Raw genomic sequence first — 12,932 nt, 5'->3', positions numbered from 1 at the left:
ACTTTGCTGTTTTGATTTCTCGGTGGCAAAATTAATCATTTGCGAAATATCCGTTTAACAACTCATTAATGACCCACGTATAATTTTCTTGATTTTTCTTGCCAAGCGGTCGGCAAACCCCAGAAAAGCACTGCCACAGTTATTCATTTTCATTGTTTTTCTACATACACACATTAACTTTGCACCCGAATTTGTTGAACCAATAAAACAGAGAATATGGAAGTAGTAACAATGGAAAAGAAGGCATTCGACTTGATGATGGCAAGATACGATGCCTTGGTAAAGAAAGTTGAGTTGCTGAAGCATAAGGCTAACGGCAAGCGTCTGAACAAATGGCTTACAGGTCATGAGGTCTGCCAGCAACTTCGCATCAGCCAGCGCACCTTACAAAAACTTCGTGACCGCCGTTTCTTGGGGCATACCCAGATAGGTCGCCAATTCTATTACTGCCCCGAAGAGGTCAAAGCCATCGTTCCGCTTATCGCCAGAATCAAATCGGTATAGCATAAGACCAAACTCGTCCAAGGCAAAGCCAAAAACTTTACCATGGGCGAGCCAACACATTTTATATTCACCACTTAATCCAAATTGTAAACAATGAACATGAACCAACTTCTTACGCATGAGAGCAAGTCGATAGACACCGCCATGCAATCCTTGAAGAAAGCCAACAACTGGCTATCCTCATTCATCGAGTCCTACAACCCACCTTTGGACGGGGAGCGATACCTCACCGACAAGGAACTCTCCGAGTTCCTGAAGCTTAGTCGCCGCACCTTGCAGGAATATCGCAAACAAGGCATCTTGCCCTACATTATATTATGTGGCAAAACCCTCTATCCGGAATCCGAGATACAAGCACTTCTCACTGGTAATTACCGCAAGCCGATAATCGACGGCACTGTTTCACAAGGGGAGGGTACTGCTTCATAATAGCGAAACAAAAATAGCGTACAGGGTACAACGACAAAAATCGTTCCCCCTGTACGCTATTATATTATAAAGGTGTAGGAATCTTATTAAAAGATGAGAAATTCTAACTTGCACCTCTTGGCATCGTTCCGTTCATCACAATAATCATCGGATACTCGTGTTTTACTTGCTCTGCTTGGCAATCCTTGCGGTTCACAACCTTACTTATAAACCATTGTCTGAACAACAAGGCTTGGTATGTATCCATTTGAAGTGCTATGGCGATAATCACTTCCATATCATAGACATGCGCAGAATATTCATTTTCAAGTTTGATGTATTGAGAATGCTGGAAGTCTTTCAGCACACTTTGTTTCCAAATGCGCTTGATGGTATTCTTCACTGCTGTCCCCGTTACATTCAACAGTTCGGCAATCTCCCAAACTGTCATCCACACCTCACCATGATGTGGGGCGTAGATGACCATATCTTCTTGTATTGTTATCACTTGTCGTTTCATACTCTGCCATTTATAGTGTTAGTATTGTCGTTGCAAACATTTCCAAACGTGAATTCCTCAATGTTATTAATCTGCTGAGACAACTTTTCCACGTCTTTGCTCAATTTTTCTTTGGTAATCTTGGCATACACCTGGGTTGTCTTTATGTTCTTGTGACCAAGCATTGAACTCACGGTTTCTATTGGAACTCCGTTGGAGAGGCAAACCGAGGTTGCGAACGAATGACGGGATAGGTGCCAGGACAGCGGCTTGGTGATGCCGCATCTCTTGCCCAGTCTTTTGAGCGAATCCATACAACTTTTGTAGTTGGGTACTGGAAATACCCTACCGTCTTCACACAATCCACGGTATTTTTCCATAATCTGCTTGGGATAGTCAAGCAACTTGATGTCGGCTTCAGTTCCCGTCTTCTGTCGATGGATTATTATCCACTCGCCATCGTCAAAGAACGTTTTGATGTTCTCTTCCTTCAGGTTATAAAGATCTATGAAGGCGAGACCAGTGAAACAACAGAACAGAAACAAATCACGTACCATGCTCATCTTCTTTCGGGTGATTGGTATTTCCATGAGCAAGCGAATCTCTTCTTTTGTCAAGAACTCCCTTGTCGTCTCTTCTTCCTTGTACTCATATCGTCTGAAAGGGTCTTTTACAAGCCACTCATTATCTATGGCGCGGAATACCATTGCACGGAGATTGCGGACAAACACCATCGCAGAGTTTATCTTCAAGTGCTTTTCGGTTCTGAGAAAAGTCTCGTAGTCCGTGATAAAAGGCAGCGACAACTCTTTCAAAGCAATATCCTTGACATGATAATGCGATTGCAAGAACTCACCGACATAGGCACATCCTATTCTGTATCTTGTGAATGAGCTCAAAGACTTTATGCCAGCCTTATATTGCTTTTCCATTTCATCACGGCTTTGGAAATAGACTTTCATCAGTGTATGGCAACGATACTCCAAACCAAGAAAGGCGTTCTTCACCTTGTCGGCAGTGACGAAGTTGTCCCTGTCCATAATCTCCTGATAATGCTTACTGATACTCACACGCATCTTGTCCAATTTGCGGTTCACTTCCAAAGCCTGCATACTCTTACCTATCATGCGTCCGCCCTTGGTATCCCACAAATCTGGATTGGCAGTTGTCTTGCAACTGAACTGCGCCTGTGTTCCGTCCACTGTGATACGTCCCATAACTGGAACTGTACCATCTTTCTTTACTACCTGTCTTTTGAGGTAGAAGATAATTGAAAATGTACTCTTCATAACGTCATTCATTTTTGCGTTCAAAATTAATACATGAAGAGTCTTTTCTTGCTACGCATTTCACGGCAGAACACGGCAAATTTGGTTCGTAACCAAAAATCTTACGTTACTCATCAGTAACTCACTATAAATCAGAGCGTTCAAATTCAATTCGTAACCTTCCTTATTCTTCCGAACCTCAACATTCACCATTTGGGGTATAGGTTACGGATAGGTAACGTTCCTCTGTCTCATCTTGTCGTATTCCCGTCTTCGTCTGTCCTCGCCACTTTTAACCAAAATGAGGAAAGTAACTGATAACCAGTAAACTTTCCTCATTCTTCTCTCAAACACTTTTTATATGTACTTTCCTATAGCTAAACTGATGGTTTGTCCAGCTTGAACAGATGTCTTTCTCCGTTCAGGAGTTGATGGGGCCGATGAATGGCTTTCCCAGATTAAGCCGGACCGTCTTTTTGATTTATAACTATACAGCATTTTCTTTGGCAAGCAGTGTCCGGCAGCAGTTGGCAGGCAGTCTTAACATGAAAAGAGAGGCAGTCCCAGGACGAACCTGGAACTGCCTCTCTTATTTGGATGGATGATCTGTTCTGATTAATACCAGCGCGGGTCTCCTACCTGATAGTAGATCATGTCTTCGTTGCTGATGGTGAAATCACCGTTGGCAGCATCGGCAAAGCCAGGATCGGCTTCGGTGGCAACTGCAGAGTGGTCGTCTTTGTACAGACTTGCCCACAGGTTCGGACAGTTGTAGTAATAGTTGTTGCTGTATTTTGCACTGGCCTTGAACTTGGAGCTTCTACCCCATGAGCCCGATTCTGTAGCGCTCGGATTGGCGGTACCTATTCCATAGAACAGGCAGTTCTTGACGGTGAGCAGACTGCTTTCGTCGGTCTTGTCCATCTGGAAGAGTCCATTGTTGTTGGAGTTGTCCAGCGTACAGATGTTATAGAAGGTACAATTCTGGAAGATAACGTTCGTTGTGCTGGCTACCTGGCAGCGGAGCAGGGTTCTGACACCGTTGCTGATGGTGGTATTGCTGACCGTAAGCGACTGCAAAGCACCTCCACGAAGGTCGAAGCCGTCGCCTCCTCCGTTATCGATACCATCGATGATACAGTTGTTGATGACGATATTTCCAAACGTTCCCTTGGCATTGTTGTACATGATGTGTTTGCCCATATTGCGTATCTCGCATCCTTCGATGGTCAGTGTACCCAGATTGGCATCAGCACTTTTCAGCTCGAGTATGTTGTCTGTATCACCCTGGCCGTCAAAGATGAGGTTGGTCAATGTCAACGAACCGATAGCCGATCCGATTACGAAACGACCGTGGATGGAGGGCTTGTTGGTCGGAGCCGCTGCAATGGCAATGGCTTTCGTCAAGGTGTAATTGCCCATTTCATAGGTGCTGCCTGTCAGGAAGAGGCCTGCTCCTTGGTCTGCTTCGATGGCTGCAACCAGGTCGTCGCCTTCTGCTACCAGCGTCATGCCGCCGGTATCGATGGAAGTAGTGAATTCGATGGTACCACGTGTGCGATTGTCCAATTTCAATACAGCTTCATAATCAGTTTCAGGGGTCAATCCTACGATGGTGGCATATCCGTTGGCGATGTCTTCGGCCGTTACCGTATAGGTGACAGAAGCCGCTGTACTGCCTTCCTGGGTCGGCGTTACCGTAATGGTGCTGGCTTCCTCACCGGCAACCCAACGCAAGGTGACGGATGTCGCTGTAATGTCTGCGTCGCTGACGGACTGGAAGATTTGTTCAGCTTCGGTTGTGAATACGGTTGTGGTCCAGTTGGATTCTTTGCTCTCGCCTACAGCCTTTATGCGGAAAGAGTAAGTGGTCTCGCCAGCCAGTCCGGTGATGACGTACGGATTTTCCTTGATGTCTGTATAAGTCTCTGTTGCCGTGCCTTCGCAAGCCATGTTGGGGTCGTCGGCAAACAGCTCAATGGTGTACGACTGGGCATTGGCGTCCGACAGACATCCCCAGCTGGCACGGATATTGGTACGGTCCTGGATGCGTATCTCCAATTCTGTCGGTGCAAACAGACGGTCGTATTCTACGCTCGTCAGTTCTTCGGCTTCGTCATCGCAGGAGACGGCAGTGAACGCCAAAGCGCACATGCCCAATGTATAACTGATTCGTTTTAATATCTTGTTCATAATGTTTCGCTATTAAATATAGAGTGAATGATTAATAACCGTAGTAGTTTACCAGCTGGCCGTTGCTGCCATCGATAAATACCTTCCAGATAGGCCAGAACATCTTTTCGTTGGGATCGTTGACATAGAGATAGTCAATGTAGCGCTGGATGCGCGTATTGTTCTCTTGGATGTTTTTGTTGGCTTCGTCGTCACTGCCGCTTCCCTCTTCACGGAAAGTGAACCAGTAGGAGCTTTCAGTGAAATTCTCTTTCCCGTAGTCATCTGTATCGCCGGCTTCCAGGCCATAGACTGTATATCCGTCTGCGTCTGTAGGAGCGGCATCCAGTCCTTCATTGTAGTAAATCTTGGCGGGATAGCCGGAATATTCTCCAGTACGCTTGGCCAGACGTTCTATCTTGGCTTTTGTTTCAGCTAAAGCGTTGCTCAACTGTCCCCAGCGCATCAGGTCTACTTTGCGGATGGCTTCTCCGGCAAACTCGAATTTACGCTGGTCCATAATTTCCTGTTGGAAAGCTTCCTGGCTGGCTTTGGCATTGCTGAGGATGGTCGAAACCTTGTCGGAAGGATATGCACGGTTCAAGACAGGCTGCATGTACTGGCCGGCGTTGCTGGGACCGTTCAGCATGTTTTCGGCTTCGGCTGCCATCAGGTAGATGTCTGCATAGCGCATTACCTGGAAGTTGATGCCGTCGTCGTTGGTTGATGTCACGATGCGCTTCATCCATTCGAAACGGAGCTTGCCAAAACTCCAACCGCCACCGGAAGTTCCGCTGATGGTTTTGTTGGAGGTTGTCTTGTCACCGTCCCAGGTATAAGGCAGGCAAGTGATGTCGCGGCGTACATCGTCCTTGTCGTAGTCATACCACAGCGTGGGAGTCGGGCCGTTGACACCACCTTTGGCCAGCTTGGTCCATTGGTCTACCTCGGCGTGCTTGCCGCCCCAGGTGTAGAGCACACGGCCACGGCCGCTGGCGAAAGGAATTTCGTAAATGGATTCCTGTCCGGCAGAAACATTTTCCTCACACAGGTTGCGGAAGTTCTGCTCGAACGAACCTAACTGGTTGCAGCCCTGGTTGATGACGCTTGCACATTCGTCCAGTGCGATCTTGTACATCTCGCGGCGTTCTGTTTCGTCTTGGATGTTGTAGCGCAAACCCTCGTTGGGCCATTGGGAGTAGCCTGCCAGGAAGAGGGCTACACGGGCACGCAGACCTTTGGCAAAGGCCTTGCTGCAACGCTCTACAGAAGTGGTATAGCTGTTCTCGTTCGGCCATCCCAAATAATTTTCTGCTTCCAGCAGGTCGTCCAACACCTTCTTCAATACGGTCACACGGTCTGTACGGGGCAGGTAGATGGTCTCTGACGTATTGGACTCAAAGCGGTAGGGCACGTCTCCCCAGGCTTTTACCAGATCGAAGTAGATGAAGCTACGAAGTGTCAGCAGCTCGCCGTAGAGTTGGGCCAGATTGGCATTGGTCAGGTCGGCGTTTTCTTTCATGCCTTCAAGAGCCTTGTTGGCGCGTTCAATGCCTTCATACATATAGTTCCACGCATTGTTGGTGGTGTTCATATAGGTGTTGTCCGCACTGGCGGAATAAACGGCCAGGGATATTTCCTTGTCTGTGTACGGGTCCTTGGAGTCGTCCGCGTAATTGTTGTATATTTCGCAATCGGTGTTGATGCCGAAATAGGGGATAAAACGACCGCGGTAGGAGTTGGTCTGGCCAAATGATTCGTGGATGGCCATGACTGCTGCGTCTGCCAAACCTTCTGTTGAGAAGATCAAGTCGGTACTCAAGGTTGACTTGGCCGGCGCCTCCAAGTCGCAGGATGTAACGGTGAGCATGCCGCCGGCAAACAAGCTGAGAATATATGCTAATTTTTTCATTATCAGATGTGAATTGAATGGTTATTAGAAATTGATGTTTACACCGATGACCCACTGGCGGCTCTTGGGATAAGCCGAATAGTCTACACCCGGAGTCAGGTTCGTGCGGCGCATGGTCGATACTTCCGGATCGAAGCCTGAATAGTTCGTGAGGCAGAACAGGTTATAGGCGGTGGCGTAGAAGCGCAGGTTGCTGATGTGTATCTTCTTCAACAGGCTTTGGGGCAGGGTGTAACCCAAGGTCAAGGTGTTGAGGCGCAGGAACGAGCCGTCTTCTACGTAGTAGTCGGTCAGGACGTACTTGCTGGTATAAGGAGACCACATGGTGGTGTTGGCGTTCAGAGCGGCCAGTGCCTCTGCATTGTTCCAATCCAGGAAGTTGCCGTTGGCGTCGACGTTAGTCCAACGTGAGCCGGAGGCCATGGTGGAAATCAGGTTACGGTACTGGTATTTGGACGTCTGGGTATATTCGATGGCGTTGGCATTGTACACGTCGTTGCCGATGCTGAAGTTGAAGTTGGCGCTCAGGTCGAAACCGTACAGGCGTGCGTTGATGTTGAAACCGCCGATGGCGTCGGGGTTGGTGTCGCCGATAATCTGACGGTCAGCCGTCGTGATGGAACCGGTCTTTTCGGCTTTGGTCTCTTTCAGCTTCATGGAGCCGGGACGAACGGCACCGATGATACCGCTGGCGTCTGCCACTCCTTCTTTCAGTACCCAGGTACCGGCTGCTTGGGAAGCGGCGATGTCGAAGTCGGATACTTCATAGCGTCCGTCGCTGACGTATCCCCAAATCTGTCCGATGGGTTCGCCGGTCTTGATGACGAAGTCCTGGTCGATTTCTGTAGAAGCCCATTGGGTAGCGATGTTGTCGATGGACTGGAGGTCGCCCAACGATACTACCTTGTTCTTGTTGATGGAGATGTTGGCACCCAGACTCAGGCCAAAGTTCTTCTTGTTGACGGCTGTATAGTTGACGGTGAACTCGAAACCGCGGTTTTGGGTTTCACCCATGTTGCGATACTGGTAGGTGTATCCGGTTCCTGATACAGGATATTCGATCAAGAGGTTCTTGGTATTGTTCCAGTAGCCTTCGATGGTACCATTGATGCGGCCACCCAGGAAGCTGTAGTCCAAACCGAGGTTGCGTGTATAGGTGGTTTCCCACTTCAGGTCGGGATTGGCCATTGTAGCCGTAGCGGCCAGGATGTTGTCGTAGCCATTGATCCAGGCGGTTGTCTTGAACTGGTAGCTCTGGTTGATTACGTCGGCGGGAATATTGTTGTTACCGGCGGTACCGTAGCTGAAACGCAATTTCAAGTCGTCCAGCCAGCTGCGTGTCCCTTCCATGAACGGTTCGGAAGAAATACGCCATGCTAAGGCTGCCGAGGGGAAGAAGCCCCAGCGGTTGCCGTCGGCGAACTTGGAAGAACCATCGGCGCGGAAGGTAGCGCTCACCAGATATTTGCTGTCATAGTCATAGTTGACACGGCCGAAATAAGAAAGAAGGATGTCGTCCGGATCGTAGAAGTTTTCAATCTCTTGCGGGGAGGTACCTGCCATGTTGGTCAGTTTCCAAGCGTCGCTGGAAGTAACCCAGTCGGGGAAACCTACAACTACGTTGGTCAGCACTTCGTTCTTCTCCAATACGTATTCGTGACCTACCAGGGCATTGAGGTGATGCAGGCTGCCTTTCGCGAACAACTTTTCGAAGTCGTAGTTCAAGGTATTGGTATTGCGGATCTTGGTACGATACTGTTTGGTCAGTTCGATGGCGGGCTTGCCTTGGGCGTCTGCCGGTACGTTGTTGCGTACGTAGTAGGTGGTAGTTCCGTAGAAGCGGTCTCTGTCATATTTATAGGTGTCGTAGCCCAGTTCGGTCTTGAACTTCAGGTTGTCGATGATTTCCCAGGTAACGGCGCCTGCCATGTTCAGCTGGGTGCGGAAGCGGCGTTCGTCGTTGTCGCGCAGGGCGGTCAGTGGATTGTAGAAGGAAGAGTTGGTTCCGTCATCGTCTCCCGCGTCGGATACACCTTCTACAGGGAACGGAGTGTACTGTACGGCATAACGCAGACGTTTGTCGGTGTTGAGCGTACTGCTTGTCTCGTTGGCGCCGGCACCGTTGATTTTGGTCTTCGACCAGCGGGCCTGCAGGTCTACCGAGATGCGCTTGTTGATTTTGCCGTTCAGCTTCAGGCTCAGGTTGTCGCGCTTGAAGTTGGACATCTGCATGATGGCCTTGTCGTCCATGTGGGCGTAGTTGAAGGCATATTTTATTCGGTCGCTACCGCCGTTGATGCTGACGTTGTGGTTGAACGTGTGTCCAGTGCGGCCGAAGGTGAGGTCCTGCCAGTCGTTCGTGGCTACATTGTCGTACAGGTCGATGTCGTTGTAGCTGCCGAAGTGTTCTTCATAGGTGGTTACATCACCCAGGATGTTGGCCAGTTCGTACTGCCATTCGGCATAGTCGCGTGCGCTGAGCACGTCCAGCGTCTTGGCCACTTTCTTCCAGCTGTAGTAGGCGTTGTAGCTGACGTTCACCTTGCCTTCCTTACCCGACTTGGTGGTGACGAGGATAACGCCGTTGGCACCACGCGAACCGTAGATGGCGGTGGAGGAGGCGTCTTTCAGGACGGTGATGTCTTCGATTTCGGAGGCGGGGATGTCGGAGATGGATTCAACGGGGAAGCCGTCCACGATGTACAGAGGTTCGTTGCTCTGCGTGATGGAGCCGCCACCACGTACGCGAATGGTCATTTCTGCATCGGGCGAACCTTCGGTGGTGGTAATCTGCACACCGGCCATCTTACCCGTGAGGGCCTCTGTGGCGTTGGCTACCGGCACGGCGGCCAGTACGTCCGAGTTGACCGTAGCGACCGATCCCGTCAGGTCTTTTTTCTTCACGGAGCCATAGCCGATGACTACGACTTCTTCCAATGCCTGCGCATCGTCTTCCATGGTGATGTCAATTCTGGTTTTCCCTTTGACGGCCACTTCCTGGGTTGCCATACCTACGTACGAGAAGACGATGGTGGCATGAGCGGGAACACTCAGGGTGTAGTTCCCGTCGATGTCGGTGATGGTACCGTTGCCGGTATTCCCTTTTTCAACTACGGAAGCGCCGATGACGGTTTCTCCCGTTTTGTCTTTCACGGTACCCTTTACGGTTACGTTTTGCGCGGATACGCTGAGCGATATCAAGGCTACCAAGAAGGATAGTAGCGCGGCGCGCGTGGTTTTCATTTTGTTAGACATTCTTTGCATGTTATTAAATAAAAAGTTAATTTTCGATTAAGTGTGTTCGACCACACTGTTAATTCCTCGGTGCAAATGTATATGATTGTAAACGAGAGAATGTGGAATATTTGTTCTTAGGGTGGGAATTTTTGTTATGTGTGCAGACTTTCAGAACAATCGGCCTAGAAACATGCTATATAGCATAAATATCCGTCTGAGTGTCTTCATAGTGAGGTTGTCGGCGTTCGGGCGGGCGTTTCCGGACAGGGGAGCCGGGTGTATTTTTTGATGCGGCGGGCGGACGGAAAACACCGTCCGGGGCTTAACCCAGGACGATGTCGGCTATTTCTTCCGTTTTTCCAACAATGTATCTCGGACAGAGGGCTTCGAGTTCGGTGCGCGGACGGAACCCCCAGGTGACGCCGCAGGCGGTGACGCGGGCGTTGAGTGCCGTCTGCATGTCGACGGCCGAGTCGCCTACATAGAGGGTGTCGGCGGCGGCGACGCCTGTGTCCTTGAGGATGTCGAAGACGACGGTCGGGTCGGGCTTGGGACTGACGCCGTCGCGCTGGCCGTAGACGGCGGCGAAGCGGATGGCGGGGAAGTAGTGGGCGATGAGCTTGCGGGTGGCCGACTGGTATTTGTTCGAGGCCACGGCCAGCTGGATGTGTTGCTCCTGGAGCTGGGCAAGGAGTTCGGGGATGCCCGGATAGGGACGGCTCTTGTCGGCGTTGTGCAGGTCGTAGTGGGGGACGAATTGGGCGCGTACCTTCAGAACGTTGGCTTCGGTCTTTTGGCCTTCGGGCAGGGCGCGTTCGAAGAGCTTGTTGATGCCGTTGCCCACCATGAACTTGTAGGCCGATTCGTCGTGTGTGGGATAGCCCAGTGTGCTGAGGGCGTAGTTGGTGCTTTGTGCCAGGTCGGCAATGGTGTTCAGCAGGGTGCCGTCGAGGTCGAATATAACCAGTTTTTTCATTTTTATGGGTCCTCCTTGATTTCTTCTGATTTTGGCGCAAAAGTAGCATTTATTTCGATAGGACGGCATGGTGCGGGAGGAAAAGCATTGCTTTGCGGGGAAGAAAACGGCCTTTTCCTGCCCGTAAAGCAATGTTGGGCGGGAAAAGGCTGATGGCCTTTCCGAAGGAGGCCGAAGTTATTCTCTTTAGGGAGTGATGCGGAACCAGTCTATGTCTACCCATCCGCCGTCGTTGGCCTTGATGGCGGGACGGGTGCAGAAGGTTCCTATTTTGGCTCCAATCCATTTGCCTTCCCTGGCCTGGAAGGGCCTGCCCAGCTGCTTGAAGTCCTTTCCGTTGAGGCTATAGCTGAACTGGCACATCACCACAAGGTCGTGCCCGCCCTCGCTTTGGGCTATCCTACGACCGTCGCAACTGAAGCGGACGCGCAAGTAGACGGTCGGATGGTTCAACGACGTGGAGGCATTTACCTGCTCGGGTGTCCCGTTTTCGGCATCGGGACACTCTGCCTGTGAGAGTACCACTCCTTTGCCCGTATTTTCAAGCATGAGGCCGGCATAGTCGAGGCCCATCACGACGAGCCCTGTGCGTTCGCCCTGATATCGGTTGGTGGGCCTGAAGGTGAGCTTCATCGTGGCCGTGAAGTTGGGGGCAGGTGTCTTTTGCAGGAGCAGGTTGGCCACGTCCCAGAGGTTTCTGTAGTCTTCCACGACGGGATAGGAATAAAGGCGGACAATGCTCTGGTCGCCGGCATAGTAGGCCCATTTTTCGTTGATGTTGGCGTGCCATTGCCATTGGGGCGAGAGGGTGAAGCCGTCGAATTCATCGTTCTCTTGCGGGGTGCAGACGGGATAGGCTTTGCCTACATGAGGCTTTCTGTAAGTCAGCACGGGCTGGCCGCATCCGTCGCCGTCCTTGTCCTCTCCGATGACGGGCCAATTGTCCACCCACTTCATGGGTTGCAGGTGGACCAGGCGGCCATAGGCTCCTACATCCTGGAAGTGGAGGAACCAGTCTTCGCCCGTCGGTGTGTCCACCCAAGCGCCCTGATGGGGGCCGTTGATGGGAGTATCGCCCTGTGCCAGTACCGTTTTCCACTCATAGGGGCCATAGATGTGCTTCGAGCGGAGTACGACCTGCCAGCCTGTGGGTACTCCTCCGGCCGGATGAAAGATGTAGTAATAATCTCCCTTTTTATAGAATTTGGGGCCTTCGCACGTTTTGTGTGCTTCATGTCCGTCGAAGACGATGCGTGAAGGAGTGATGGCCTGCGTAGCTTCAGCATTGAGCTCGCAGACGGCAATGACGCTCTTGAGCCCGGCCCGACTTCCTGCATAGGCATGTGTCAGATAGACGCGTCCGTCTTCGTCCCAGAAAGGACAGGGGTCGATGATGCCCTTGCCTGCCTTTATGAGTACTGGCTCGGTCCAAGGACCTTGCGGGGCTTGGGCCTTCACCATGAAGATACCTTGGTCGGGGTCTCCCCAAAAAATGTAGAACAGCCCGTTGTGGTGGCGGATGGCAGGTGCCCATACGCGGTTACCATGTTCAGGCCGTTCGGGAGTGGTCGCGGGAGTCAGTTTGTTGGGGATGGCGGCTCCGATGAGGCTCCAGTTCACCAGATCCTTGGAGTGGAGGATGGGCAGGCCTGGGAGGCAGTTGAAGCTGGAAGCCGTCAGATAGAAGTCATCGCCTACGCGGCAGACGTCGGGGTCGGAATAGTCGGCATAGAGGACGGGGTTTTGGTATGTGCCGTCGCCTTGGTCGGACACCCACACTTTCGATACGTAGTTTCCTTGTTGGGCGGTCGCAGGCAAAGTGACCAGCAGACAGAGCCCCAAAAGTATTTTGGTGATGTTCATGGCAGATTCTTTTTGATGTCTGATTGTATAACAATACTTCGGTAAATTTTTACCGATAAATTTAATTAAATAATAGAATCGGTGTTAGCCAGT

Annotated in this window: 9 protein-coding genes; 2 read left to right on the top strand and 7 right to left on the bottom strand. The window is 50.8% G+C overall.

Annotation, left to right across the window (positions count from 1 at the left end; translation table 11 throughout):
- Positions 1-216: 216 nt before the first annotated feature.
- Complete coding sequence (locus BQ7483_RS11750) at positions 217-504, top strand: helix-turn-helix domain-containing protein (RefSeq protein ID WP_071122342.1); 288 nt, start codon at positions 217-219, stop codon at positions 502-504.
- A 93-nt stretch (positions 505-597) separates the two neighbouring features.
- Entirely contained in the window at positions 598-933 is a 336-nt protein-coding gene (locus tag BQ7483_RS11745; RefSeq protein ID WP_072542293.1) for a helix-turn-helix domain-containing protein, read from the top strand.
- Between the two features lie 103 nt (positions 934-1,036).
- Here BQ7483_RS11745 and BQ7483_RS11740 read toward each other — a convergent pair whose 3' ends face one another.
- From BQ7483_RS11740 to BQ7483_RS11710, 7 genes are all read right to left on the bottom strand, one after another.
- Positions 1,037-1,432: a virulence RhuM family protein gene (locus BQ7483_RS11740; RefSeq protein ID WP_072542292.1), complete on the bottom strand. Its 396-nt coding sequence runs from the start codon at positions 1,430-1,432 to the stop codon at positions 1,037-1,039.
- Positions 1,429-2,700, bottom strand: a complete 1,272-nt coding sequence (locus tag BQ7483_RS11735; RefSeq protein ID WP_072543940.1) for a site-specific integrase — start codon at positions 2,698-2,700, stop codon at positions 1,429-1,431. The genes BQ7483_RS11740 and BQ7483_RS11735 overlap by 4 nt, the downstream gene beginning before the upstream one ends.
- Before the next feature lie 594 nt (positions 2,701-3,294).
- Positions 3,295-4,872, bottom strand: coding sequence for a DUF4957 domain-containing protein (locus BQ7483_RS11730; RefSeq protein ID WP_072546026.1), 1,578 nt, complete (start codon positions 4,870-4,872; stop codon positions 3,295-3,297).
- A 31-nt stretch (positions 4,873-4,903) separates the two neighbouring features.
- Complete coding sequence (locus tag BQ7483_RS11725; protein ID WP_072546025.1) at positions 4,904-6,763, bottom strand: RagB/SusD family nutrient uptake outer membrane protein; 1,860 nt, start codon at positions 6,761-6,763, stop codon at positions 4,904-4,906.
- A 24-nt stretch (positions 6,764-6,787) separates the two neighbouring features.
- Positions 6,788-10,018 (bottom strand): SusC/RagA family TonB-linked outer membrane protein, encoded by a 3,231-nt coding sequence (locus BQ7483_RS11720; protein ID WP_072546024.1) that lies wholly within the window; start codon positions 10,016-10,018, stop codon positions 6,788-6,790.
- 304 nt (positions 10,019-10,322) lie between these two features.
- The gene (locus BQ7483_RS11715) at positions 10,323-10,976 is read right to left on the bottom strand and encodes an HAD family hydrolase (protein ID WP_072546023.1); all 654 of its coding nucleotides are present in this window, start codon (positions 10,974-10,976) and stop codon (positions 10,323-10,325) included.
- A gap of 186 nt (positions 10,977-11,162) precedes the next feature.
- Positions 11,163-12,839, bottom strand: coding sequence for a glycoside hydrolase family 43 protein (locus BQ7483_RS11710; RefSeq protein WP_072546022.1), 1,677 nt, complete (start codon positions 12,837-12,839; stop codon positions 11,163-11,165).
- Positions 12,840-12,932 lie beyond the last annotated feature (93 nt).

This window comes from Mediterranea massiliensis (genome assembly GCF_900128475.1).
GTDB classification, from domain to species: Bacteria; Bacteroidota; Bacteroidia; order Bacteroidales; family Bacteroidaceae; genus Bacteroides; species Bacteroides massiliensis_E.
The sequence above is the reverse complement of the archived record's forward strand: the minus strand, read 5'-3'. Positions and strand labels throughout refer to the sequence as shown.

What these genes read in the sequence shown, in the direction of transcription:
- BQ7483_RS11740 (WP_072542292.1), bottom strand. Translation starts at nt 1,432, where the DNA reads ATGAAACGACAAGTGATAACAATACAAGAAGATATGGTCATCTACGCC.
- BQ7483_RS11750 (WP_071122342.1), top strand. Translation starts at nt 217, where the DNA reads ATGGAAGTAGTAACAATGGAAAAGAAGGCATTCGACTTGATGATGGCA.
- BQ7483_RS11735 (WP_072543940.1), bottom strand. Translation starts at nt 2,700, where the DNA reads ATGAAGAGTACATTTTCAATTATCTTCTACCTCAAAAGACAGGTAGTA.
- BQ7483_RS11715 (WP_072546023.1), bottom strand. Translation starts at nt 10,976, where the DNA reads ATGAAAAAACTGGTTATATTCGACCTCGACGGCACCCTGCTGAACACC.
- BQ7483_RS11745 (WP_072542293.1), top strand. Translation starts at nt 598, where the DNA reads ATGAACATGAACCAACTTCTTACGCATGAGAGCAAGTCGATAGACACC.
- BQ7483_RS11710 (WP_072546022.1), bottom strand. Translation starts at nt 12,839, where the DNA reads ATGAACATCACCAAAATACTTTTGGGGCTCTGTCTGCTGGTCACTTTG.
- BQ7483_RS11720 (WP_072546024.1), bottom strand. Translation starts at nt 10,018, where the DNA reads ATGTCTAACAAAATGAAAACCACGCGCGCCGCGCTACTATCCTTCTTG.
- BQ7483_RS11725 (WP_072546025.1), bottom strand. Translation starts at nt 6,763, where the DNA reads ATGAAAAAATTAGCATATATTCTCAGCTTGTTTGCCGGCGGCATGCTC.
- BQ7483_RS11730 (WP_072546026.1), bottom strand. Translation starts at nt 4,872, where the DNA reads ATGAACAAGATATTAAAACGAATCAGTTATACATTGGGCATGTGCGCT.